At 72.8% G+C, this 21,810-nt stretch carries 24 protein-coding genes and 1 riboswitch; of the genes, 17 read left to right on the top strand and 7 right to left on the bottom strand.

Annotation, left to right across the window (positions count from 1 at the left end; all coding sequences use genetic code 11):
• Positions 1–175: 175 nt before the first annotated feature.
• Positions 176–1,237 carry a cation diffusion facilitator family transporter gene (locus tag JQN83_RS06550; RefSeq protein ID WP_208566132.1) on the bottom strand — a complete coding sequence of 354 codons (1,062 nt, stop codon included), beginning with the start codon at positions 1,235–1,237 and terminating at the stop codon, positions 176–178.
• 220 nt (positions 1,238–1,457) lie between these two features.
• Here JQN83_RS06550 and JQN83_RS06545 point away from each other — a divergent pair, with 220 nt between their 5' ends.
• The 5 genes from JQN83_RS06545 (at position 1,458) to tatC (ending at position 5,289) form a co-directional block, all read left to right on the top strand.
• On the top strand, positions 1,458–2,456 hold the full coding sequence (locus tag JQN83_RS06545; RefSeq protein ID WP_208566131.1) for a helix-turn-helix transcriptional regulator: 999 nt from the start codon (positions 1,458–1,460) through the stop codon (positions 2,454–2,456).
• Positions 2,453–3,451 carry a helix-turn-helix transcriptional regulator gene (locus tag JQN83_RS06540; RefSeq protein ID WP_208566130.1) on the top strand — a complete coding sequence of 333 codons (999 nt, stop codon included), beginning with the start codon at positions 2,453–2,455 and terminating at the stop codon, positions 3,449–3,451. The genes JQN83_RS06545 and JQN83_RS06540 overlap by 4 nt, the downstream gene beginning before the upstream one ends.
• A gap of 10 nt (positions 3,452–3,461) precedes the next feature.
• Positions 3,462–3,710, top strand: coding sequence for a hypothetical protein (locus JQN83_RS06535; RefSeq protein ID WP_208566129.1), 249 nt, complete (start codon positions 3,462–3,464; stop codon positions 3,708–3,710).
• A gap of 262 nt (positions 3,711–3,972) precedes the next feature.
• The gene (gene tatA / locus JQN83_RS06530; RefSeq protein WP_208566128.1) at positions 3,973–4,317 is read left to right on the top strand and encodes a Sec-independent protein translocase subunit TatA; all 345 of its coding nucleotides are present in this window, start codon (positions 3,973–3,975) and stop codon (positions 4,315–4,317) included.
• An 18-nt stretch (positions 4,318–4,335) separates the two neighbouring features.
• The gene (gene tatC / locus JQN83_RS06525) at positions 4,336–5,289 is read left to right on the top strand and encodes a twin-arginine translocase subunit TatC (RefSeq protein ID WP_208566127.1); all 954 of its coding nucleotides are present in this window, start codon (positions 4,336–4,338) and stop codon (positions 5,287–5,289) included.
• 76 nt (positions 5,290–5,365) lie between these two features.
• Here the strand turns inward: tatC and JQN83_RS06520 are convergent, their stop codons facing one another.
• The 4 genes from JQN83_RS06520 to JQN83_RS06505 form a co-directional block, all read right to left on the bottom strand.
• Complete coding sequence (locus JQN83_RS06520; protein ID WP_208566126.1) at positions 5,366–6,115, bottom strand: amino acid ABC transporter ATP-binding protein; 750 nt, start codon at positions 6,113–6,115, stop codon at positions 5,366–5,368.
• Positions 6,112–6,909, bottom strand: coding sequence for an amino acid ABC transporter permease (locus JQN83_RS06515; protein ID WP_208566125.1), 798 nt, complete (start codon positions 6,907–6,909; stop codon positions 6,112–6,114). Before JQN83_RS06515 ends, JQN83_RS06520 begins: the two co-directional genes overlap by 4 nt.
• A 41-nt stretch (positions 6,910–6,950) precedes the next feature.
• Complete coding sequence (locus JQN83_RS06510) at positions 6,951–7,850, bottom strand: ABC transporter substrate-binding protein (protein ID WP_307799058.1); 900 nt, start codon at positions 7,848–7,850, stop codon at positions 6,951–6,953.
• 271 nt (positions 7,851–8,121) lie between these two features.
• Positions 8,122–8,233: riboswitch (SAM riboswitch) on the bottom strand.
• A 67-nt stretch (positions 8,234–8,300) separates the two neighbouring features.
• Positions 8,301–8,717 (bottom strand): winged helix-turn-helix transcriptional regulator, encoded by a 417-nt coding sequence (locus JQN83_RS06505; protein ID WP_307799057.1) that lies wholly within the window; start codon positions 8,715–8,717, stop codon positions 8,301–8,303.
• Positions 8,718–8,836: 119 nt separating this feature from the next.
• On the opposite strand from JQN83_RS06505, the gene JQN83_RS06500 reads away from it, so the two are divergent.
• The 3 genes from JQN83_RS06500 (at position 8,837) to JQN83_RS06490 (ending at position 11,206) form a co-directional block, all read left to right on the top strand.
• Complete coding sequence (locus JQN83_RS06500; RefSeq protein ID WP_208566123.1) at positions 8,837–9,685, top strand: SDR family oxidoreductase; 849 nt, start codon at positions 8,837–8,839, stop codon at positions 9,683–9,685.
• Positions 9,686–9,775: 90 nt separating this feature from the next.
• Positions 9,776–10,312, top strand: a complete 537-nt coding sequence (locus JQN83_RS06495; protein ID WP_208566122.1) for an RNA 2'-phosphotransferase — start codon at positions 9,776–9,778, stop codon at positions 10,310–10,312.
• 183 nt (positions 10,313–10,495) lie between these two features.
• Positions 10,496–11,206, top strand: a complete 711-nt coding sequence (locus JQN83_RS06490; protein WP_208566121.1) for a GAF and ANTAR domain-containing protein — start codon at positions 10,496–10,498, stop codon at positions 11,204–11,206.
• 11 nt (positions 11,207–11,217) lie between these two features.
• Here the strand turns inward: JQN83_RS06490 and JQN83_RS06485 are convergent, their stop codons facing one another.
• Positions 11,218–11,949, bottom strand: coding sequence for a GAF and ANTAR domain-containing protein (locus JQN83_RS06485; protein ID WP_208566120.1), 732 nt, complete (start codon positions 11,947–11,949; stop codon positions 11,218–11,220).
• A gap of 294 nt (positions 11,950–12,243) precedes the next feature.
• Here JQN83_RS06485 and JQN83_RS06480 point away from each other — a divergent pair, with 294 nt between their 5' ends.
• The 7 genes from JQN83_RS06480 to JQN83_RS06450 all read left to right on the top strand — a co-directional run bounded on the left by JQN83_RS06480 (position 12,244) and on the right by JQN83_RS06450 (position 17,853).
• On the top strand, positions 12,244–12,876 hold the full coding sequence (locus JQN83_RS06480) for an SGNH/GDSL hydrolase family protein (RefSeq protein WP_208566119.1): 633 nt from the start codon (positions 12,244–12,246) through the stop codon (positions 12,874–12,876).
• A 258-nt stretch (positions 12,877–13,134) separates the two neighbouring features.
• Positions 13,135–13,437, top strand: a complete 303-nt coding sequence (locus JQN83_RS06475; protein WP_208566118.1) for an urease subunit gamma — start codon at positions 13,135–13,137, stop codon at positions 13,435–13,437.
• Positions 13,434–13,793 carry an urease subunit beta gene (locus JQN83_RS06470; RefSeq protein WP_208566117.1) on the top strand — a complete coding sequence of 120 codons (360 nt, stop codon included), beginning with the start codon at positions 13,434–13,436 and terminating at the stop codon, positions 13,791–13,793. Before JQN83_RS06475 ends, JQN83_RS06470 begins: the two co-directional genes overlap by 4 nt.
• Positions 13,790–15,493, top strand: a complete 1,704-nt coding sequence (locus tag JQN83_RS06465; protein ID WP_208566116.1) for an urease subunit alpha — start codon at positions 13,790–13,792, stop codon at positions 15,491–15,493. The genes JQN83_RS06470 and JQN83_RS06465 overlap by 4 nt, the downstream gene beginning before the upstream one ends.
• Positions 15,493–16,176 (top strand): urease accessory protein UreF, encoded by a 684-nt coding sequence (locus JQN83_RS06460; RefSeq protein ID WP_208566115.1) that lies wholly within the window; start codon positions 15,493–15,495, stop codon positions 16,174–16,176. Before JQN83_RS06465 ends, JQN83_RS06460 begins: the two co-directional genes overlap by 1 nt.
• Positions 16,166–16,903: an urease accessory protein UreG gene (gene ureG, locus JQN83_RS06455; RefSeq protein WP_208566114.1), complete on the top strand. Its 738-nt coding sequence runs from the start codon at positions 16,166–16,168 to the stop codon at positions 16,901–16,903. Before JQN83_RS06460 ends, ureG begins: the two co-directional genes overlap by 11 nt.
• Positions 16,903–17,853, top strand: coding sequence for an urease accessory protein UreD (locus JQN83_RS06450; protein WP_208566113.1), 951 nt, complete (start codon positions 16,903–16,905; stop codon positions 17,851–17,853). The genes ureG and JQN83_RS06450 overlap by 1 nt, the downstream gene beginning before the upstream one ends.
• A 303-nt stretch (positions 17,854–18,156) precedes the next feature.
• Here the strand turns inward: JQN83_RS06450 and JQN83_RS06445 are convergent, their stop codons facing one another.
• Entirely contained in the window at positions 18,157–18,597 is a 441-nt protein-coding gene (locus JQN83_RS06445) for a MarR family winged helix-turn-helix transcriptional regulator (protein ID WP_208566112.1), read from the bottom strand.
• Positions 18,598–18,692: 95 nt separating this feature from the next.
• On the opposite strand from JQN83_RS06445, the gene JQN83_RS06440 reads away from it, so the two are divergent.
• Positions 18,693–19,832, top strand: coding sequence for a substrate-binding domain-containing protein (locus tag JQN83_RS06440; RefSeq protein WP_208566111.1), 1,140 nt, complete (start codon positions 18,693–18,695; stop codon positions 19,830–19,832).
• A 721-nt stretch (positions 19,833–20,553) separates the two neighbouring features.
• Positions 20,554–21,798, top strand: a complete 1,245-nt coding sequence (gene urtA / locus JQN83_RS06435; protein ID WP_208566110.1) for an urea ABC transporter substrate-binding protein — start codon at positions 20,554–20,556, stop codon at positions 21,796–21,798.
• Positions 21,799–21,810 lie beyond the last annotated feature (12 nt).

The raw sequence follows: 21,810 nt of genomic DNA, 5'->3' as shown, positions 1-21,810 counted from the left end.
GCACGGTATCGCCGGCCGGCCGGGTGACCGCGTGCGGGTCCGCCGCCGCCCGGTCCGGCCCGCCCGCGGTGCAGGTCGGCCCGGACCCACCTCGGCCCGCCGGCAGGCCCAGTCACGCCGGTCACGCCGGTCGCCCCGGTCGGGCCGGTCACGGCGGTTACGGCGGTCGGGCCGGTTACGCCGGTCGGTCGGGCCGCCCGGGGGCGTCGCCGGCGTCGGTCGCCGGGTCGGGTCCGCCCCGGGTGACCCGGGCATCGGTCACCGGGCCCTGCTCGTCCTGGGTACGCCGGGCGCGGCGACCGGCGACGCCGGGCAGCGACCGGGTGGGGTCGAGGAAGACGTACCCGATCTCCGGATAGCGGGCGGTGAGCCGTCGCTCGGCCTCGTCGGCGTCGGCCTCGATGTCGCCCCCGGTCGCCTCGTCCCGGAAGTCGACCTTGGCGGCCACCAGGATGTCCGCCGGGCCGAGCTGCATGGTCAGCAGGGTGTCGATCCGGTCCACCGTCGGCAGGCTGGCCAGCTCCCGTTCGATCTCCCGGTGCAGCCGTTCGGGCACCGCCCGACCGACCAGCAGCGAGAGGTTGCTGCGGGCGAGGACGGTGGCGACGACGAGTAGCAGCAGGCCGATCAGGATCGAGGCGAGACCGTCCCACAGCTCGTCACCGGTCCACTCGGACAGGCCCACCCCGACGCCCGCGATGAGCAGCCCGACCAGGGCGGCGCTGTCCTCCAGGAACACCGCCTTGACGGTGGTGTCGGCGGTCAGCCGCAGGAACCGGCGGGGGGTGGTCCGCCACCGGCGGGACTCGCTGCGCACCTGGCGTACCGCGCGGGTCAGCGACACCGACTCGATGACGAAGGAGACCGCCAGCACCACGTACGAGATCAGGTAGTCGCCGCTGTGTTCGTGGACCAGGATGGTCGTCACGCCGTGGGTGATGGCGAAGCCGGCCCCCGCGACGAAGGTGAACAACGCGGCGAGGAACGCCCAGACGTAGCTCTCCTTGCCGTACCCGAACGGGTGCCGGACGTCGGCGGGCCGGGCGCCCCGGCGCAACGCCAGGTAGAGCAGCACCTCGGTGGTGGTGTCGGCGAGCGAGTGGGCGGCCTCGGAGAGCATCGCCGCCGAGCCGGAGACGACCCCGGCGACCAGTTTCGCCACCGCGATGGCGAGGTTGGCCACCCCCGCCACCACGACCGTGCCGACGCTCTCGGTCTTGACTTCACCTTCCGACATGCGGTCACCGTAAGTCTGTTGTCCCGGCTCCGCCCGGAGAGCCGGCCGGGTTCTGCCCCCGGTGATCAAGAGCGTTACGTCAAATTGATCTCTACGGATGACGCAAACCTCTTGATCACCGCAGAAGGGTGGGGTCGTGGCGGGGGATGGGGGGTTGGGTGGGGGCGGGGGTCCGGCGTGGGTGCACGGGTTTCGCGGGTGGGCTGCTAGCGTTCACCCCGTGTCGCGGAGTCGTACCGAACGCCTGGTCAACCTGGTGATCTGTCTGCTGTCCACCAGGCGGTTCCTGACCGCCGCGCAGATCGCCGCGACCGTTCCCGGCTACGAACACGATCCGGACGACGCCCGGGAGCACGAGGCGTTCCAGCGTAAGTTCGAACGGGACAAGGCGGAACTGCGCGAGCTGGGGGTGCCGCTGGAGACCGGGACGGCCAGCGTGTTCGACGCCGAGCCCGGTTACCGGATCGCCCACCGTGAGTACGCCCTGCCCGACATCCCGCTCGAACCGGACGAGGCCGCCGCGGTGGGCATCGCCGCCCGGTTGTGGCAGCACGCCGGGCTGGCCGCCGCCGCCTCGTCCGGGCTGGCCAAGCTGCGCGCGGCCGGCGTCGACGTCGACCCGCAGGCCACCCTGGGCCTGGAGCCGATGGTCACCGTCGACCCGTCGTTCGCCCCGCTCACCGCCGCCGCCCGGGACCGCCGCGAGGTCACCTTCGACTACCGGGTGCCGGACCGGGACGCGCCGACCCGACGCCGGTTGCAGCCGTGGGGCGTGGTCTGCTGGCGGGGCCGCTGGTACGTCGTCGGCCATGACCGGGACCGGGCGGCGACCCGCTGCTTCCGGCTGTCCCGGGTGGTGGGCGCGGTCCGGGCCACCGGTGCGCCGGGCGGCTACGAGCCACCCGCCGGCCTCGACCTGATCTCGCACGTCGCCACCTGGTCCGGGCCGGTCGAGCGGACCGGCCGGGCCACCGTGCTGGCCGCGCCCGGGCGGGCCGCCGGGCTGCGCCGGTGGGCGGTGCAGAGCGTGCCCGGCCCCGACGGCGACCACCTGGTGCTGCCCTACGCCGATCCGGAGTCGCTGGCCGGGCAGCTCGTCGGCTACGGCCCGGACGTCCGGGTCGTGGACCCTCCCGAGGTACGCGACGCGGTGATCCAACGACTCAAGGAGATCGCGGCCCGGCACGACGAGCTGGCCGTGGCCGGGGGTTCCCGATGACCCGCCCCGCCGCGCGTACCTCCGCCGACCGGCTGGCCCGGTTGCTGAACCTGGTGCCCTACCTGCTGGCCCGACCGGGCATCGAGATCGCCGAGGCCGCCGGTGACCTGGGCGTCAGCGAGCGGCAGCTCCGCGAGGACCTGGAGCTGCTCTGGGTGTGCGGGCTGCCCGGTTACGGCCCGGGTGACCTGATCGACATGGCCTTCGACGGCGACCGGGTGACCATCACCTACGACGCCGGCATCGACCGGCCGCTGCGGCTCACCCCGGACGAGGCGTTGGCCCTGGTGGTGGCGCTGCGGATGCTCGCCGAGACGCCCGGGGTGGCCAACCGGGAGGCCGTCGAGCGGGCCCTCGCCAAGATCGAGAATGCGGCCGGTGACCTGGTCGGCGCCCCGGTGGCCGTCCGACTCCCCGGCGAGAGCCAGCGGGTGCAGGAGCTGCGGGCGGCAGTGGAGCGGCACCGGGCGCTGCGGATCACCTACTACACCGCAGCCCGGGACGAGAGCACCGAGCGCGTCATCGACCCGCTGCGGATGCTGATGGTCGACGGTCGGGCCTACGTCGAGGCGTGGTGCCGCCGCGCCGAGGCGGTCCGGTTGTTCCGGGCCGACCGGATCGACGCGGTCGTCGAGCTGGACGAGCCCGCCGTGGTGCCGCCGCAGGCCCGCCCGCACGACCTGCGCCAGGGGGTGTTCCAGCCGTCCCCGGACCTGCCGCTGATCACCCTGCGCATCGGCCGGGGCGAGCGGTGGATCACCGAGTACTACCCGTGTGAGCGGGTCGAGGTCGACGGTGACCGGTGGGTGGTGTCGCTGCGGGTGACCGATCTCGGCTGGGCACGCCGCTTCGTGCTCGGATTGGGTCCCGACGTCACCGTCCTCGCCCCGGTCGAGCTGGCTGCCCAGGTCCGTGCCCAGGCCACCGCCGCCCTGGAGGCGTACGCCACCCCGGTGCTCTCGGCCGGCCCGGTGGGTCCGCCGACCGACCGGTAGGCTGGCCGCCGTGGTGAAGTGGATCGTTCTCGTGGTGCTGCTGTTCGCGCTGGTCGTGTTGGCCCTGGCGGTCCGTCCGGTGCTGGTGCGGCTGCCCCGGTTGCGTCGCGCGGCGGTGGCGTTGCAGCGTCGCCAGGCCGACGCGGAGGCGCTGCGGCACAGCGCCGAGGCGCTCCAGGAACGGGTCGAGGCGCTCCAGCGGCAGGGCGAGACGACCCAGCAGCGGCTGGAACTGATCAAGGCCAAGCGCGGCGACTGATCGACGGCCGGGCGCGGGAACTGATCGACATCCGGCGCGGGAACTGATCGACACTGGTCGGTGAACCGCGCGTCCGCCGCCCACCCGGCGTCCGATTCACGCAGCTCTGCACCCGTACAGGTGGTTGACGGGACACTCAGCGGTGGTCAAGACTTCACCGGCCGGGCCGCATCAGCGGTGGCCCGGCGGGTGGCAGCAGCCCGTCTCGCACGTACGATGGGCAGCGACCCCACCCTTCGACACAGAGCGACTGGAGCTTCCCATGGGTGCCCTCAAGCCGTGGCACATCGCCGTACTCGTGGTTGTGCTGATCCTGCTCTTCGGCGCGAAGCGGCTTCCCGACGCGGCCCGCTCGCTCGGCCGTTCGTTGCGGATCATCAAGGCGGAGACCAAGAGCCTGGCCGACGACGACCGCGACCTGGCCGAGAAGGCCGACGCGCAGGCCGGCTACCAGCCGCTGCCGCCCCAGCAGCAGCCCGTGCAGCAGCAGCCGTACGCGCCGCAGCCCCAGCAGCAGTACGCCCAGCCGCAGTACGCCCCGCAGCAGGCTCCGCAGCAGCCGGTCGCCCCGCCGGTCGACCCGGTGCAGCGCGTCCGCGACAACTGACCGAAGGGCCCCACCACCGTGGCCTTCGCGCTCCGTAAACGCGGCCCCAGCACCTTCGAACGGGCCTCCGACGGTTCCATGACCCTGATGGAGCATGTTCGCGAGCTGCGGAACCGGCTGTTCCGCGCCTCGCTGGCGATCCTGGTCGGCTTCGGCTTCGGCATCTGGCTGGCGACGCCGGTCCGGGTGCTGCTCTCGAAGCCGTACTGCGACCTGCCTCAGGCGAGGGACCCGGATACCGGGCTGTGTAAGTTCGTCCAGCTCGGCGTCGCCGATGTCTTCCTGCTCAATCTGAAGATCGGCCTCTGGGTCGGGTTGATCATCGCGGCACCGGTCTGGCTCTACCAACTCTGGGCGTTCATCGCGCCGGGTCTGCACCGGCACGAGCGGCGGTACGCGTACATCTTCACGACGCTCGCCGCGCCGTTGTTCGCGGCCGGCGCGGTGTTGGCCTTCTTCGTCACCACCAAGGGCCTGGAGTTCCTGCTCGACATCTCCGGTGGCGACATCTCCACCACCCTGGAGGTCACCCGCTACATCTCGTTCGTCACCAACCTGATCCTGTTGTTCGGGGTGGCGTTCGAGTTCCCGCTGGTGGTGCTGATGCTCAACTTCGTCGGGTTGGCCAGCGCCCGCAAGTTGCTGAGCTGGTGGCGGGTTGCGGTCTTCGTGTTCTTCGCCTTCTCCGCCGTGGTAACGCCCACCCCCGACCCGTTCGGCATGACCGCGTTGGCGATCTGCCTCTGCGCGCTCTACTTCGCCGCGGTCGGGGTGGCCTTCATCAACGACCGGCGCAAGGGGCGGCGTAAGGAGTCCTACGCGGGGCTGAGCGACGACGAGGTGTCGCCGTTGGAGTTGGACGACGACCCGGTGGTGGCCACGCCGGAACTGGAGTTGTCCGAGCCGGTGCACGCCTCCGAGCCGGTGGCCCCGCCCAAACCGATCGACCGCCGCTACGACGACATGACCTGAGCGTCAGGTCATCCGCACCACCCGACGCCGCTCCCGCCCTGCCGGGAGCGGCGTCGCCCGTCCGGCCCCGGCGGGCTCAGAGCACCTGGGACAGGAAGCGGCGCAGCCGGGGGTGCTGCGGCGTCTCGAAGACCGCCTCCGGTGCGCCGGCCTCCAGCACCACCCCGTGGTCCATGAACGCGACGGTGTCGGCGACCGAGCGGGCGAAGCCCATCTCGTGGGTGACCACCACCATCGTCATGCCCCCGGCGGACAGCTCGGCCATCACCCCGAGCACCCCCTTGACCAGCTCCGGGTCGAGCGCCGAGGTGGCCTCGTCGAAGAGCATCACCTCAGGTTGCAGGGCCAGCGCCCGGGCGATGGCGACCCGCTGCTGCTGACCGCCGGAGAGGTGGGCGGGTCGGGAGTCGGCCTTGCCGGCGAGGCCGACCAGCGCCAACTGGGTCCGGGCCAGCGCGACCGCCTCGTCCTCGGGCAGCTTCTTGAGCCGGCGCAACGCCAGGGTGATGTTGCGCAGCACGGTCATGTGCGGAAACAGGTTGAACTGCTGGAATACCATGCCGATCCGCTGCCGCAGGGCGTCCGGGTCGTCGCGCAGCACGCTGCGCCCGTCGAGCAGGACGTCACCGGCGTCCGGCTCGATCAGCCGGTTGACGGTGCGCAGCAGGGTGGACTTGCCGGAACCGGACGGCCCGATGACGCAGGCCGTCGCGCCCCGGGCGACGTCCAGGTCGACGCCGCGCAGCACCCGGTTGGCCCCGAAGGCCAGGTGCACGTCGCGGACGGCGAGGCTGACCGAGGTGGTGGTCGCGGTGCCGGCGGTCATCGGGGGTCCTCCCGGGGGGTACGCGGTTGCGGTAGGGCGGTCTCGCCGGCCAGGGCCAGCCCGCCGTCGTCGTCGGGGTCGACGGTGACCGTCCGGCCCCGGCGCAACCGGCGGTCGATGGCGTTGACGGCGTGCGTCAGCGGCACGGTCAGCAGCAGGTAGCACAGGCCGGCCAGCAGCAGCGCCGACTGGTTGCCGGTGTTGGCCGCGTAGTCCTGCCCGATCCGGAACAACTCCCGCTGGCTGGCCAGCAGGCCGAGGAAGTAGACCAGGCTGGAGTCCTTGATCAGCGCGATCAGCTGGTTGACCCAGGCCGGCAGCACCCGGCGTACCCCCTGCGGGACGATGACCAGGCGCATCGCCTCACCCCAGGAGAAGCCCAGCGCGCGGGCCCCCTCCAGCTGCGCCGCCTCCACGCTCTGGATGCCGGAGCGGAAGATCTCCCCGATGTACGCGGCGGCGATCAGCGACAGCGCCAGGATGCCCAGCGGGTAGGGGTTGGGACCCCACACCTGCATGCCGAGCGGGGCCAGGCCGACGCCGATCAGCAGGATGGTGGCGGCGGCCGGTAGGCCCCGGAACACGTCGGTGTAGACCCGGGCCGGCCAGCGCAACCACCGGGTACGGGAGAGGCCCGCCACGGCCAGCGCCATGCCGAGCACCGAGCCGAGCAGGGCGGCGGAGACCGCCAGGATCAGCGTGTTGGGCAGCCCGACGGTCAGCATCTCGGGCAGCGCCTCGCGCATGGAGTCCCCGTCGAAGAAGGTCTCCCACAGGGTGCTCAACGGATCCATCGGTTTCTCCTACCGCCCCGCTCGCTGGTCTGGTCGTACCGTCAGGAGGTGGCCGACGCCGACGGCGTCGCCGCGCCGGGGGCGGCGACGGTGCCGCTGCCGGGGGTGAAGCCGGCGGGGATCGGCCGGCCCGGGTAGTACTGCTGCTGGAGCCGGGTCCAGGTGCCGTCGGCGATGACCTCGTCGAGGCCCTTGTTCAGCGCCTCGCGCAGCGCGTCGTTGCCCTTGGCGAAGGCGTACGCGGTGGGGGTCGGGCTCAACTCCGTGGCCGCCACCGTGATCTTGCCGTTGCTGTCGGCGGCCGACTTCTCGCCGATCTCGGCGGGGGCGATCCAGGCGTCGGCGGTGCCGGCCTTGAGCTGGTTGACCGCCCCGTTGTAGTCGGGCACCCGCACCGGGTCGAGCTTGCGCGAGGTGGCGTAGTCGTCCTGCACGGTGCCCTGCACGACCACCACCCGCTTGCCGGCGAGCTGGTCGAAGCCGGTCAGCGGGGAGCCGGCGGGCACGTCGAGGCCGAAGTAGCCGAAGTCGTAGCCGTTGCCGAAGTCGACGGTCTTCTTCCGGGCCTCGGTGATGGTGATCGAGGAGCTGCCGATGTCGAACTTGCGGTTGTTGACCTGGGAGAGCAGTGCCGAGAAGTCGGTGCCGACGAACTCGACCTTCAGCCCCACCTTGCCGGCGGCCGCGACGAGCAGGTCGTTGTCGAAGCCGGTGAAGGTGCCGTCCTTGAGGTAGACGTTCGGTGGGGCGTCGGTGAGCGTGCCGGCGCGCAGCACCCCCGGCTGGAGCAGGCCGTACGGGTTGTCGGCCGGGTCGGCGGAGTCGCCGCCGCAGGCGGTCAGCGCGGTGGCGGCGAGCAGGGCGGCGACGCCGAGCGCGGCGGCCCTGGTGAGGGCGGGCCGGGGCCGCCGGGTCGTGGGCAGGGCAGGGAGGAAGCGCACGGGTGTCTCCAGAGTTGATCGGGCGACGGCGGGCGCGCGTCGCCGACGGGGTGCCCGCCGGGCACGCCGCTGAGGTGGTACGGGAAGAGGGGGTCGACTACCGGGGGCGACAGGAGTCGCTGTGGACCCGCATCAGGTCGACGTGTCGCCGTCTGACCAGCCGGACGCCGCTGCTCCGGACGCCGGCCCGGGACACGGGGGCGACGCCGTCGGTGGGCGGGGCGGGTGTGGACATGGGTTCTCCCGGGGTCGGAGTTGACCTGGGGAAACCAGGCCACGCTTGCACCGGTGGTCTACCGGTGCCTGGTCCTCACCCGGAGCACCCCACCGTGGCGGAGGGTTGCCGGCCAGCGAGCCGGGGCTTGACGCTGGCGCTCATGACCTGCCCGAAGGCTAGCAGCCGGGACCGGGCGATCGTCCACCCGTTATGACGGCCCTCACGTCCGCTCCTTACCGCCGGGCGGGACGGGTGAGACGGGTGGGTCGCGCGGTGCCGGTGGGCGCGCGGTGGGGCAGGTCGGCGTCGTACCGGACCCGGGCCGCCTGCACCTCGGCGAGGTGGGTGGTGGCCCAGGACTCCAGTCCGGAGACCAGGTCGAGCAGGCTGCGGCCCAGGTCGGTGAGGGCGTAGTCGACCCGGGGCGGGACGCTGGCGTGCACCGTCCGGGTGACCAGGCCGTCGCGCTCCAGCCCGCGAAGGGTCTGGGTGAGCATCTTCTGGCTGATCCCGTCGATGTGTTCGGCCAGCTCGCCGTAGCGCCGGTCGCCGTCGGCGAGGGTCAGCACGACCAGCACGCTCCACCGGTCGCCGATCCGGTCGATGACCTGCCGGCTGCCGCAGTTGCGCTGGAACGGGTCGGGTCGCATCTGCTTACTCTCCATCAGTGCGTCACAAACTTCAAGGTGCCTACTCTCCGATGGGAAGTATCGCCAAGCAGCTGGGTGTTTGCCAGTACGACTGAAGTAGCCACCCGAAGGAGAACGCCATGTCCATCGTCGTCACCGGAGCCACCGGCCACCTGGGTCGCCTGATCGTCGAATCCCTGCTGCGCCGGGGCGTACCCGCCGGGAAGATCGTGGCGCTGGGGCGGGACACCGGCCGGCTCACCGCCCTCGCCGACCGGGGGGTCGAGGTCCGGTCGGCCGACTACACCGACCCCGACTCGCTCCGCGCCGCCTTCGCCGACGCCGAGAAGCTGATGTTCGTCTCCGGCAGCGAGGTCGGCCAGCGGCTGCCCCAGCACCACAACGTCATCGACGCCGCCCGCGAGGCCGGTGTCGGCCTGGTCGTCTACACCAGCATCGCCCACGCCGACACCTCCGACCTGCTGCTGGCCGCCGAGCACCGGGCCACCGAGGATGAGTTGCGCGCCTCCGGCCTGCCGTACGTGCTGCTGCGCAACAGCTGGTACCTGGAGAACTACACCGGCCAACTCGACGGCTACCTGGCCCACGGGGTCGCCGGTTCCGCGGGTGACGGCCGGGTCAGCGCCGCCACCCGCGCCGACTACGCCGAGGCCGCCGCCGAGGTGCTCACCACCGAGGGACACACCGGTCAGGTCTACGAGCTGGGCGGTGAGGCGTTCACCATGACCGAACTGGCCGCCGAGGTGTCCCGCCAGAGTGGACACGACGTCCGCTACACCGACCTGCCGGTGCCGGCGTACACCGACCTGCTCGTCTCCGCCGGGCTGCCCGAGCCGTACGCCGCCACCCTGGCCGACGCCGACCGGGGCATCGCCCAGGGTGCGCTGTACGTGCCCGTGGACGACCTGGAGAAGCTGCTCGGCCGCCGGCCCACCAGCCTCACCGAGGCGCTCCGCGCCGCCCGCTGACCCGACCCGCCCGCCCCGGGGTGTCGCCGGGGCGGGCGGCGCGGGGATAACCGGTGGAACGTCGCCCCGCCCCACCCGACAATGCTCGCCATGGATCACCAGATGCTGGTGCGGGTCAGCAAGCGGATGTCGCTCGCCCTGCGCCACCAGCCCGCCCGCTTCGGCCTCACCCCCGACCCGGGCGGCTGGGTGTCCGTGGTCGACCTGCTGGCGGCCCTGCGGATCGACCGGGCCGACCTCGACGTGGTGGTCACGGGCAACGACAAGCAGCGCTTCGCGGTGACCCGGGACGCCGACGGGACCGAACGGATCCGGGCCAGCCAGGGCCACTCGTACCCGGTGGACCTGGGGCTGACCGCCGAACCGCCGCCGCCGCGGCTCTTCCACGGCACCGGGGCCGCCGCGCTCAGCTCGATCCGGGCCACCGGACTGCACCGGGGCGGCCGGCACCACGTACACCTGTCGTCGGACGTGGCGACGGCCCGGCGGGTCGGGGCCCGCCGGGGTGGCGCGGTGGTGGTGCTGACCGTCGACGCGGCGGCGATGGCCCGCGACGGGCACACCTTCTACCGCAGCGCCAACGGCGTGTGGCTCACCGACGCGGTGCCACCGGCCTACCTGGGGTGACCCGGTCACCTCCGCGACGGCTGCCGCGCCGCCGGGCGGTACGCGCCGACGGCGGGTATGGTGCGGTTGTCGTGCCCCGGCGGACGGCCAGGGTGTCGACCTGCCGCCGGGGGCGACGCGCAGCCGGAGGCGAGCCGTTGACGCCGTTCCGCGTCCCCGCCCCAGCAGGGAAGGAGCCGCGCGATGACACCACTCTCCCTGGACCCGCACGACGCGTTGGCCGAACTCGGCCGGATCCGACTCGACGAGGTCGGCGTGGACGAGGTGTTGCAGCTGATCGCCGACTTGGCGGGGCGCAGCCTACGGGGGGCCCACGAGGTCTCGGTGACCCTGCTGCGCGGCGCTGTGCCGCACAGCATCGCCGTCACCGGCGACGTCGCGCTGCTGCTCGACGAGTGGCAGTACCGGCAGGCCCACGGGCCGTGCCTGGACGCCGCCGTCACCGGCGACACCCTCGTCGTGGCCGACACCGCCACCGAGGAACGGTGGCCGGCCTGGGCGGCCCGGGCCGCCGACGCGGGTGTCGGCAGCACGCTCGCCGTCGGCCTGCCGATCCAGGAGGCGGTGGTCGGCGCCCTCAACCTCTACGGGACGACCCCCCGCGCGTTCGACGCCGACACGGTCGAGCTGGCCCGGACCTTCGCCGCGTACGCCGCGGTGGCCCTGGCCAACGCCCACCTCTACTCCAGCGCCACCACCCTGGCCGAACAGATGCGGGCGGCGATGGAGAGCAGGGCGGTCATCGAGCAGGCCAAGGGCATCATCATGGGTCAACGCCGGTGCACGGCCGACGAGGCCTTCGGCATTCTCGCCAAGCTCTCCCAGGACACCAACCGCAGGCTGCGCGACGTCGCCGCCGCACTGGTCGGCAGGGCCACCGCCGGCAGCCGCTGAACCGGCGTGGCTCAGCGGTCGGCGGCGGTGGGTTGACCGGGCACCGGCCGGACGACCTGCTGCACCAGGGCCTCCGCCACGTCGCGCAGCTTGCGGTTGGAATTCTGGGAGACCCGGGCCAGCATCGCGAACGCCTCGTCGGCCGTGCACCGGCGTTGACCCATGATGATGCCCTTGGCCTGCTCGATGACCGCCCGGTTGCGCATCGCCTCCTGCATCTGCCCGGCCAGGGTGGCGGTGCTGTCGTACAGGTGGGCGTTGGCCAGGGCCACCGCGGCGTGTCCGGCGAGCGCCCGGGCCGGCTCGGCCACCCTGCTGAAGGCGTCCGGTCGGGTGGCGTAGAGGTTGAGGGCGCCGACCACCGCCTCCTGGATCGGCAGACCGATCGACATCGCCGAGGACACCCCCGACGCGTGGGCCCGGGTGGCCCACTCCGGCCAGCGCTGCTCCCGGGTCATGTCGGTGACGATCAGCACGGTGCCGGTGGTGGCCGCGTCCAGGCACGGGCCGCGACCCTGTTCGTACTGCCACTGGTCGAGTTGGCGGGCGAGGCCACCGGTGTGGGCGGCGGTCTTCGCCTCGGTGCCGTGCACCAGGGTCACCGAGGTCTCCGTCGTACCCGGGATGCTGTCCCGGGCCACCTCGGTGATCCGGGTCAGGACGGCGTCGAGGCCCATCTCGTCGTGGCGGATGGACCCCAACCGGAGGATGGCCTCGGTGAGGTCGAGCGGGGACTGTGGCATGGCGTCTGACGTCCTTGCGAACCGGCGCGAACCTGCCGGTCGAGCCGGCGGCGCGTGACGATCGGCCCGTGCCGGCGGCCGCAGGTGCGGCTCCGCCGGGACGAACCGGGGATCGCGCCACTGCTTGACGCTCGCCTGCGACGTCCTGGGGGACGTCGAATGCGGACCATCACTGTAGCGGGTCGGTCGGCGACGACAGGCGACGGACACCACCACGACGTCGATTTCCCGGGTGGTGTCCGGGGCGGACCCCGGGGGATGATGGCGTCCGACGACGACAGGGGAGCGGACGCGATGACGCTGGAGATGCCGCGTGGTGGCCGGGTGCTGTTCATCGGCGACAGCATCACCGATGCCGGGCGCGACCGTGCCGACGAGGCCGACCTGGGGACGGGCTGGGCGATGATGGCCGCCGCCTGGTTCACCGCCCGGCATCCGGGCCACCGGGTGACCTTCCGCAACCGGGGCGTCGGCGGTGACCGGGTACGCGACCTGCGGTCCCGCTGGGCGGACGACTGCCTGGCGTTGGCCCCGCAGGTGGTGTCGGTGCTGATCGGGATTAACGACACCTGGCGGCGGTACAGCAGCGGCGAGGTGACCACCGTCGAGGAGTTCTCCACCGACTACCGGCACCTGCTCGCCAGCACCCGGCAGGCGCTGCCCGACGTCCGGCTGGTGCTGATGGAACCCTTCCTCATCCCGGTCGATGACCTCCAGCGGCGCTGGCGTGACGACCTGGACCCGAAGGTCGACGCGGTGCGCAAGCTGGCCGCCGAGTTCGACGCGACGCTGGTCGCGGTGGAGGCGGTGTTCCACCGCGCCGAGGTCGACGACCGGGTGTGGACCGACGACGGGGTGCACCTGACCCCGTCCGGTCACGCGGTGCTGGCCCAGCAGTGGCTGGCGGCGGTCACCCCGGCCACCTGAGCCCGGCTGGTCGGGCCCTGGGCGTTGCCAGGGCCCGGGGTGATCCTCTACGGTCGGTCCAGCGGTTGGCGGTGCGGTCCTTCCCAACCACCACCGCCGAGCGGCCCTGTGGCGGGCCGGGGCCGGTGGGGCCCCGGGAGGACCTGCCCGGTGCCGGCGGCGGTCCCGTGTGTCGCCCCGCCCCCTCGCCGGTCTGCGCCCTTTGTCGCGTTCGGAGTCGGTACGGTGGGAAACACGCCGAGCCGCCCGGGAGATCCCGTGTTCCTCACGCCCCACGAGCAGGACCGCCTGCTCGTCCACGTCGCTGCGGACGTCGCCCGACGACGACGCGAGCGCGGACTGCGCCTCAACTATCCCGAGGCTGTCGCCATGATCACCGCGTTCCTCCTCGAGGGCGCCCGGGACGGCCGGACGGTCACCGACCTCATGGCCGCCGGCCGGACCGTGCTCACCCGCGACGACGTGCTCGACGGAATCCCCGAGATGCTGGGGGAGGTGCAGGTGGAGGCGACGTTCCCGGACGGCACCAAGTTGGTGACGGTGCACCACCCGATCCCGTGATCCCCGGGGAGATCCTGCCCGGCGACGGGCCGGTCGAGATCAACGCGGGTCGCCCGTTGACCACCCTGCTGGTGGTCAACACCGCCGACCGGCCGATCCAGGTCGGCTCGCACTACCACTTCGCCGAGACCAACCCGGGCCTGCGCTTCGACCGCGCCGCCGCGTACGGGCAGCGGCTCGCCGTGCCGGCGGGGACGTCGGTGCGGTTCGAGCCGGGCGTCAGCCGCACCGTCGACCTGGTGCCGCTGGGCGGGGCCCGGGTCGTGCCGGGGCTGCGCGGCGAGGTCGCCGGCCCCCTCGACCCGGGGCCGGATGCCGACGGGTCCGGCCCGCGCGACGCGGAGGCGGGACGATGAGCGCGGTGGACCGGCGACGCTACGCCGACCTGTACGGCCCGACCACCGGCGACCGCATCCGGCTGGCCGACACCGACCTGCTGATCGAGGTGGAGGTCGACCACTGCGTCGGCGGCGACGAGGCGGTGTTCGGCGGCGGCAAGGTGATCCGCGAGTCGATGGGCCAGTCCCGGGCCACCCGGGCCGAGGGCGCCCTGGACACGGTGATCACCGGCGCGGTGGTGCTGGACCACTGGGGGGTGGTGAAGGCCGACGTCGGGCTGCGCGACGGGCGGATCGTGGCGTTGGGGCGGGCGGGCAACCCGGACACCATGCCCGGGGTGCACCCGGACCTGGTGATCGGCCCGTCGACCGAGGTGATCGCCGGCAACGGGCGCATCCTCACCGCCGGGGCGGTGGACACCCACGTGCACTTCATCTGCCCGCAGCTCGTCACCGAGGCGCTCACCTCGGGCATCACCACCCTGGTCGGCGGGGGCACCGGCCCGGCCGAGGGCACCCGGGCCACCACGGTCACCCCGAACGCCTGGCACCTGGCCCGGATGCACGAGGCGCTGGACACCTTCCCGGTGAACGTGCTGCTGCTGGGCAAGGGCAACACGGTCTCCACCGAGGCGCTGTGGGAGCAGTTGCGGGCCGGGGCGGGTGGGTTCAAGCTGCACGAGGACTGGGGGACCACCCCGGCGGCGATCGACGCCTGCCTGCGGGTGGCCGACGCGTCCGGGGTGCAGGTGTCCATCCACACCGACACCCTCAACGAGGCCGGGTTCGTGGCGGACACGCTGCGCGCCATCGCCGGCCGGGCGATCCACTCGTACCACACCGAGGGGGCGGGGGGTGGGCACGCGCCGGACATCATCACGGTGGCCGGGGAGCCGAACGTGCTGCCGTCGTCGACGAACCCGACCCGGCCGTACACCCGCAACACCCTCGCCGAGCACCTCGACATGCTGATGGTCTGCCACCACCTCAACCCGTCGGTGCCGGAGGACCTGGCGTTCGCCGAGAGCCGGATCCGGCCGTCCACGATGGCCGCCGAGGACCTGCTGCACGACCTCGGGGCGATCTCCATCATCGGCTCCGACTCGCAGGCGATGGGCCGGGTCGGCGAGGTGATCACCCGGACCTGGCAGAGCGCGCACGTGATGAAGCGGCGGGTGGGCGCGCTGCCCGGTGACGGCCCGGCCGACAACCACCGGGCTCGCCGCTACGTAGCGAAATACACCATCTGCGCGGCGATGGCCAACGGGCTGGAACGGGAGATCGGCTCGGTGGAACCGGGCAAGCTCGCCGACCTGGTGCTCTGGGACCCGGCGTTCTTCGGGGTCCGGCCACACCTGGTGATCAAGGGCGGGATGATCGCGTACGCGCAGATGGGCGACGCGAACGCGTCCATCCCCACCCCACAGCCGATGCTGCCGAGGCCCATGTTCGGCGCGTACGGCGTGGTGCCGGCCGCGACCAGCGTGGCGTTCGTCGCACCGGCCGCGCTGGAGGCGGGCCTGCGGCTGGACGTGCGCCGCCCGCTGGTCCCGGTGGCCGACGTGCGCTCACGGGGCAAGGCCGACCTGCCCGAGAACGGCGCGTTGCCGCGCATCGAGGTCGACCCGGACACCTTCACCGTCCGCATCGACGGGGTGGCGGTCGACCCGGAACCGGTCACCGAACTGCCCATGGCCCAGCGGTACCACCTGTTCTGATGACCCCGTCGAGCATGGTGCTGCTGCTGGCCGACGGCAGGTTCCCCGCCGGGGCGCACGCCCACTCCGGCGGGCTGGAGGCGGCGGTGGCGGCCGGGCTGGTCACCGACCCGGCCACCCTGGCCGGGTTCCTGCGCGGCCGGTTGGCCACCGGCGGGCTGGTCGCCGCCGCGTTCGCGGTGGCGGCGCACCGGGCCGCCGCAGCCACCGACCGGCGGGCGACGCTGGCCCGGCTGGACGCCGAACTGGACGCCCGTACCGCCGCCCCGGCGCTGCGGACCGTCTCCCGCCGGCAGGGTCGGGCGCTGCTGCGGGCCGGTCGGGAGATCTGGCCCGACGGCGGGTTCGACGCGCTGCCCGCCGGTGTGCCGGGGCCGCACCAGCCGCTGGTGCTCGGTCTGGTCGCCGCCGCCGCCGGCCTGGACCCGGTGGCGGTGGCGACCGTCGCCGCGTACGGGTCGGTGACCGGCCCGGCCAGCGCGGGGGTACGGCTGCTCGGGCTCGACCCGTACCGGGTGCACGCGGTGCTGGCGGCGCTGGCCGTCGACTGCGACGCCACGGCGGCCCGTGCGGTCGCCACCGCCGACGATCCGCCCGAGTGGCTGCCGGCCCCGGCCGCTCCGCTCACCGACATCCACGCCGAAGTCCACACCACCTGGGAGGTGCGTCTCTTTGCGTCCTGAAACCGTATCGCCGACCCCGCACGCGTCGATCCCGCACGACGAGACCGTGCCGCACACCCACCCCGAGCCGGGGGTCGACCCGCACGCCCCGCTGCCGCCCACCGCCCGCCCGCTGCGGGTCGGCATCGGCGGACCGGTCGGGTCGGGCAAGACCGCGCTGGTCGCGGCGCTGTGCCGGGCCTTCGCCGACGAGCTGCGCCTGGGCGTGGTCACCAACGACATCTACACCACCGAGGACGCCGACTTCCTGCGCCGGGCCGGGGTGCTCGACCCGGAGCGGATCCGGGCGGTGGAGACCGGTTGCTGCCCGCACACCGCGATCCGTGACGACATCGGCGCGAACCTCGACGCGATCGACGAGCTGGTCGACGGGGTCGGACCGCTGGACCTGGTGCTGGTGGAGAGCGGTGGGGACAACCTCACCGCCACGTTCAGCCGGGGGCTGGTCGACCGGCAGATCTTCGTGGTCGACGTCGCCGGGGGCGACAAGGTGCCCCGCAAGGGTGGGCCCGGGGTGACCGCCGCCGACCTGCTGGTCATCAACAAGACCGACCTGGCCCCGCTGGTCCGGGCCGACCTGTCGGTGATGGACCGCGACGCCCGCGCCCGGCGGGGGGACCTGCCGACGGTGTTCCTGTCCATCGTGGGCGATCCGCTGGCCACCGGGGTGGCCGACTGGGTCCGTCACGAGCTGGCCCACCACCGCGGCCGGCTGGCCGTCGCCTGATGCGCGCGGTCGCCCGGGTGGTGGCGGTGGCCGACCGTCACGGCCGCACGGTGCTGCGCGAGCTGCGGGGCGAGTCACCGCTGCTGCTGCGCCAGGCCGCCACCGAGGAGGGCGTCCCCACGGTGTACGTCGTCGGCGGCGCGGCCGGTCCGCTGGCCGGTGACGACCTGCGGTTGAGCGTCGAGGTGGGGCCGGGGGCGGCGGTGCGGGTGCGTACCGTCGCCGCCTCGGTGGCCCTGCCCGGCCGGCCGGGGGCGGTCTCCCGGATGCGGGTCGACGCGGTGGTGCACGACGGCGGCACCCTGCACTGGCTGCCGGAGCAGTTGGTCGCGGCGGCCGGCTGCGATCACGTCGCCGGGTCCCGGGTGACCCTCGCCGAGGGGGCCCGGTTGCTCTGGCGCGAGGAACTCGTCTGCGGCCGGTACGGCGAACCCGCCGGCAACGTCGTGGTGGCCACCTCGGTCGACCACGCCGGGCGGCCGCTGCTGCGCCAGTCCCTGGCGGTCGGCCCGGCCGCACCCGGTTGGGCCGGGCCGGCGGTGCTGGGCGGGGCGACGGCGACCGGTTCGCTGCTGGTGGTCGGTCCCGCCGCCGCGTCGGGACCGGCCACCGTGGACGGCGGCGGTCAGCTCCGGGGTCGGGTGCTGCCCACCGGCCCCGGGGCGTCCGCCGCCTGGCTGCCGCTGGCCGGTGGTCCGGCGGCCCTGCTCACCGCCACCGCCCCCGACGCCCACACCCTGCGTACCCTGCTCGACCCGGCCGGCGTGGCGGCGATCGACCCGCCCACCCCGGCGACGGCCACCGGTCCGACTCCGGCCGCCCCGACCGTCAGCGCGGCTGCTACCGCGCCCGCTGCCGCTGCCGGGCCCAGGGCGCTGCCGGGGGCGGGGGGCAGCGTTCCGGACGCGGCGGGGGAGACGGGGTGGGTGACGGCTGCCGGTCGCCGCTGACGGCCGGCCTGGTGCCGGTGACAGCCGGCCGGAGGGACAGCCAGCCCGTGTGGTTGCCGGGGGAGTCGGCCTGCGCCGGCAGTCGGTCAGCTGGCCCGGTGTGGTTGCCGGTCAGCTGGCTGGTGCGGCGGTCGGTCAGCTGGCCTGCGCCGGCCGTCGGTCAGCTGGCTCGTGCGGCCGTCGGACAGCTGACCTGCGCCGGCCGCCGGTCAGCTGGATTGTGGGGCTGCCGGTCAGTCGGACTGTGGGGCTGCCGGTCAGTCGGTCCGCACCGGCAGTCGGTCGGTCCGCTGTGGTTGCCGGTCAGCCGGCGCGGACCGGCTGCCGGCGGGGGTCGAGCCGGGCGACGAGGTCGACGAGCTGGCCGGTCAGCGTCGCGTCGTCGATGATCCCGGCCAGCTCGGCCCGGACGAGGGCATCGATGCGTTCGTGTTCGCGCCGGCCCCGGGGCGTCAGGTAGGCCCGGATGCGTCGCCGGTCGAACGGGTCGATCCGGCGGTGTACCAGGTTCCGGTCGACGAGCTGATCGACGATCTTCGTCAGGGTGCCCGGCGGCAACGACTCCTCGGTGGAGACTTCGCTCATCGGGTGACCCTGCCCGTCGGCGAGTCGGCAGAGTACCCGCCACGCCTCGACGGTGAGCCCCTCGGCGGTGAGCACCACACCGACCCGACGGGCGAGCAGCCGTTCGGCGCGGGTGAGCGCGCGCATCAGGTCGACGGGCGTGGTGGGATCGTCGGCCATGTCTCTCCCCGTTCGGTGGCTTGCCATGTTACCGAAGCATCCCGGTTTTCGGTCGGGTCTGGTGGCCCGCCAGGGTTGCCGGCGATCATGTCAGCATGTCCGTGCCGGTGCCCGGCTCCCCCGGCCTGCCGGAGCCGTTGTCCCGCCCGGGCGGCACGGCCGGTGCGGCCCCCTGGCTGACCGTCGACCGGTCGGTGGTCAGTGTCGCGCTGGTCTTCCCGATGCGCGGCCCGGCCGGCATGTTCGGCCCCACCTGTGAGCTGTGCGCCCAGTTGGCGGTGGAGGAGGTCAACCGGGCCGGCGGGGTGCTCGGTCGGGAGCTGCGGCTGGTGCCGGTCGACGGCGGTGCGCCACCGGCCGAGGTCGCCGCTGAGGTGGAGGCGCTGGTGTCGACCGGTGCGGTGCAGGGGGTGACCGGTTGGCACATCTCGTCGGTCCGGCAGGCGGTGGCGCCGAGGATCGCGCACCGGGTGCCCTACGTCTACACCGCCCTGTACGAGGGCGGGGAGCGTACCGAGGGGGTCTTCCTGACCAGCGAGACACCCGACGCCCAGCTCCGGCCGGCGATGCGGCTGCTCGCCCGGGAGCAGGGCGTACGCCGCTGGTACGTGGTGGGCAACGACTACGTCTGGCCACGCCGGACCGCGCAGGCCGCCCAGCGCTACGCCCGCGACGACGGGGCGCGGGTGTGCGGGCGGGCCTTCCTGCCGTTGGGCACCGAGGACTTCGGGCCGGTGCTGCGGGCGGTCGAGCGGGCCGAGGCCGACGCGGTGCTGATGCTGCTCGTCGGTGCCGACGCCGTCCGGTTCAACCGGGCCTTCGGCCGGTCCGCACTGGACCAGCGGTGCCTGCGGTTGAGCACCCTGATGGACGAGAACATGCTGATGGCCAGCGGTGTCGGCGGCACCCGCCGGTTGTTCAGCACCGCCGGGTTCTTCGCCGGCCTGGTCACCCGGGAGAACCTCGACTTCCACGGCGCGTTCGCCCGCCGGTTCGGGGTGGACGCCCCGCCGCTGGGCAGCCTGGGGGAGTCCTGCTACGAGGGCGTGATGCTGCTCGCCGCCCTGATCACCCGGGCCCGCACCCTGGACGTACGGGCGATCGGCGCGGCGGCGGACGCCGTCACCTACCACGGCCCCCGGGGTGAGCTGCACCTGCGCCACCGCCACGTCCGCCAACGCATCTACCTCGCCGAGGCCGACGGCCTCGACTTCACCGTCCTCTCCCAACTCTGACCCCCACCCCACCCCCCCACCCCGGCCTCACCCACCCCCCCACCTCGGCCTCACCCACCCCCAGACCCCGGTGATCAAGAGGTTTGCGTCAACTTGAAGATCGAACTTGACGCAAACCTCTTGATCACCAGCCCCAGCCGGCCGACCCGGGGCACGGTGACCGGGTCGGTCACGTGATCAAGAGGTTTGTGTCATCCGTCGGCCGTTTGGTGACGCAAACCTCTTGATCACCGGGGAGATGCGGGGCGGGGCGGCGTGGGGGAGGGGGGAGGGCGTGGGGTGGGGTGGGGTGGTGGTTGACAGGGGGGTGGGTGGGGGCTCTAGGATGCTTCCTGCGTGAAGTAATCGCCATTCCTGCCATTGTGGGGCGTGCGGCCGGGTTTTTTGGTCGGGTGCCTGCGCCGGTGGTGGCGGACGCTATTTCGCGGATTCTGTTGAGGTCATCGTCGGTTTGCGGCGGTGGCCTTTTCTTATGCGCCGAGATCGATTGGTGAAACAGCCAATTAAGGGCTGGGAAACGTGGCGGCAATCAATTGGGCAGAGGCTCTTGCTGCCCGAAGTCCACTGCGGACCGCCACGGTGACGTCCCACCCGTCGCCCGGCGGTACCGCCGACGACCACCGCTACCGCACCGATTGCCGAGTTGGACCAATGTCTGCCGACCAGTGCTGGTCGACACGGAAAATCGTCCGGCGAAATTCGCTCCGCGCAGGGAGAATGAATGTCACAGTTCCGGGGCCGCCGCATCCTGGCGGGCGCCATGACCCTGATCGCCGCCGCCGCACTCACCGGTTGTGGCAGCAAGACCTCCGACGAGAAGTCGACCGCCGGTGTCAGTGCCGACGTCTCCGGCGACTCCGTCAAGGTCGGGCTGCTCAACTCGCTCTCCGGCACGATGGCCATCAGCGAGGTCACCGTGCGGGACTCCATCATGCTGGCCGTCGAGGAGATCAACGCCGCCGGTGGCGTGCTGGGCAAGAAGATCGTCCCGGTCGGTGAGGACGGCGCCTCCGACTGGCCCACCTTCGCCGAGAAGGCCGAGAAGCTGATCTCCCAGGACCGGGTCGCCGCCGTCTTCGGCTGCTGGACGTCGGCCAGTCGCAAGGCGGTCAAGCCGGTCTTCGAGAAGAACAAGGCGCTGCTGTTCTACCCGGTGCAGTACGAGGGGCTGGAGCAGTCGCCGTACATCTTCTACACCGGGGCCACCACCAACCAGCAGATCGTGCCCGGCCTGGACTACCTCAAGGCGCAGGGCAAGAAGTCGGTCTACCTGGTCGGCAGCGACTACGTCTTCCCGCGTACCGCCAACAAGATCATTAAGGCGTACGCGGCGGCGAACGGGATGACCGTGCTCGGCGAGGACTACGCCCCGCTCGGTTCTACCGAGTTCGGCACCATCGTCAACAAGGTCCGCTCCGCCAAGGCCGACGCGGTGTTCAACACCCTCAACGGCGACAGCAACGTGGCGTTCTTCAAGGAGTACACCTCCGCCGGGCTGACCGCCGCGAGCATGCCCGTGGTGTCGGTGTCGATCGCCGAGGAAGAGGTCAAGGGGATCGGCACCCAGTACCTCAAGGACCAGCTGACCGCCTGGAACTACTACCAGACCACCCCCGGCGCGGCCAACCAGAAGTTCGTCGCCGCCTACAAGGCCAAGTACGGCGCGGACAAGCCGACCAGCGACCCGATGGAGGCCGCCTACGTCGCGGTGTACCTGTGGAAGGCGATGGTCGACAAGGCCGGCACGTTCGAGGTGGAGAAGGTCCGGGCCGCTTCCGGTGGCATCACCTACGACGCCCCGGAGGGCCTGGTCACCGTGGACGGCCCCACCCAGCACATCGCCAAGACCGCCCGGATCGGCAAGGTCGGCGCCGACGGGCTGATCGCCGAGGTGTGGAACTCGGGCAAGCCGATCACGCCCGACCCGTACCTGAAGAGCTACCCCTGGGCGAGCGGCCTGAGCTGACCGATCCCGGCC

Origin of the sequence: Micromonospora antibiotica, from assembly GCF_017599305.1 — a bacterium.
Taxonomy (GTDB): Bacteria; Actinomycetota; Actinomycetes; order Mycobacteriales; family Micromonosporaceae; genus Micromonospora; species Micromonospora antibiotica.
This window is presented reverse-complemented; position numbering and strand designations above follow the sequence as displayed.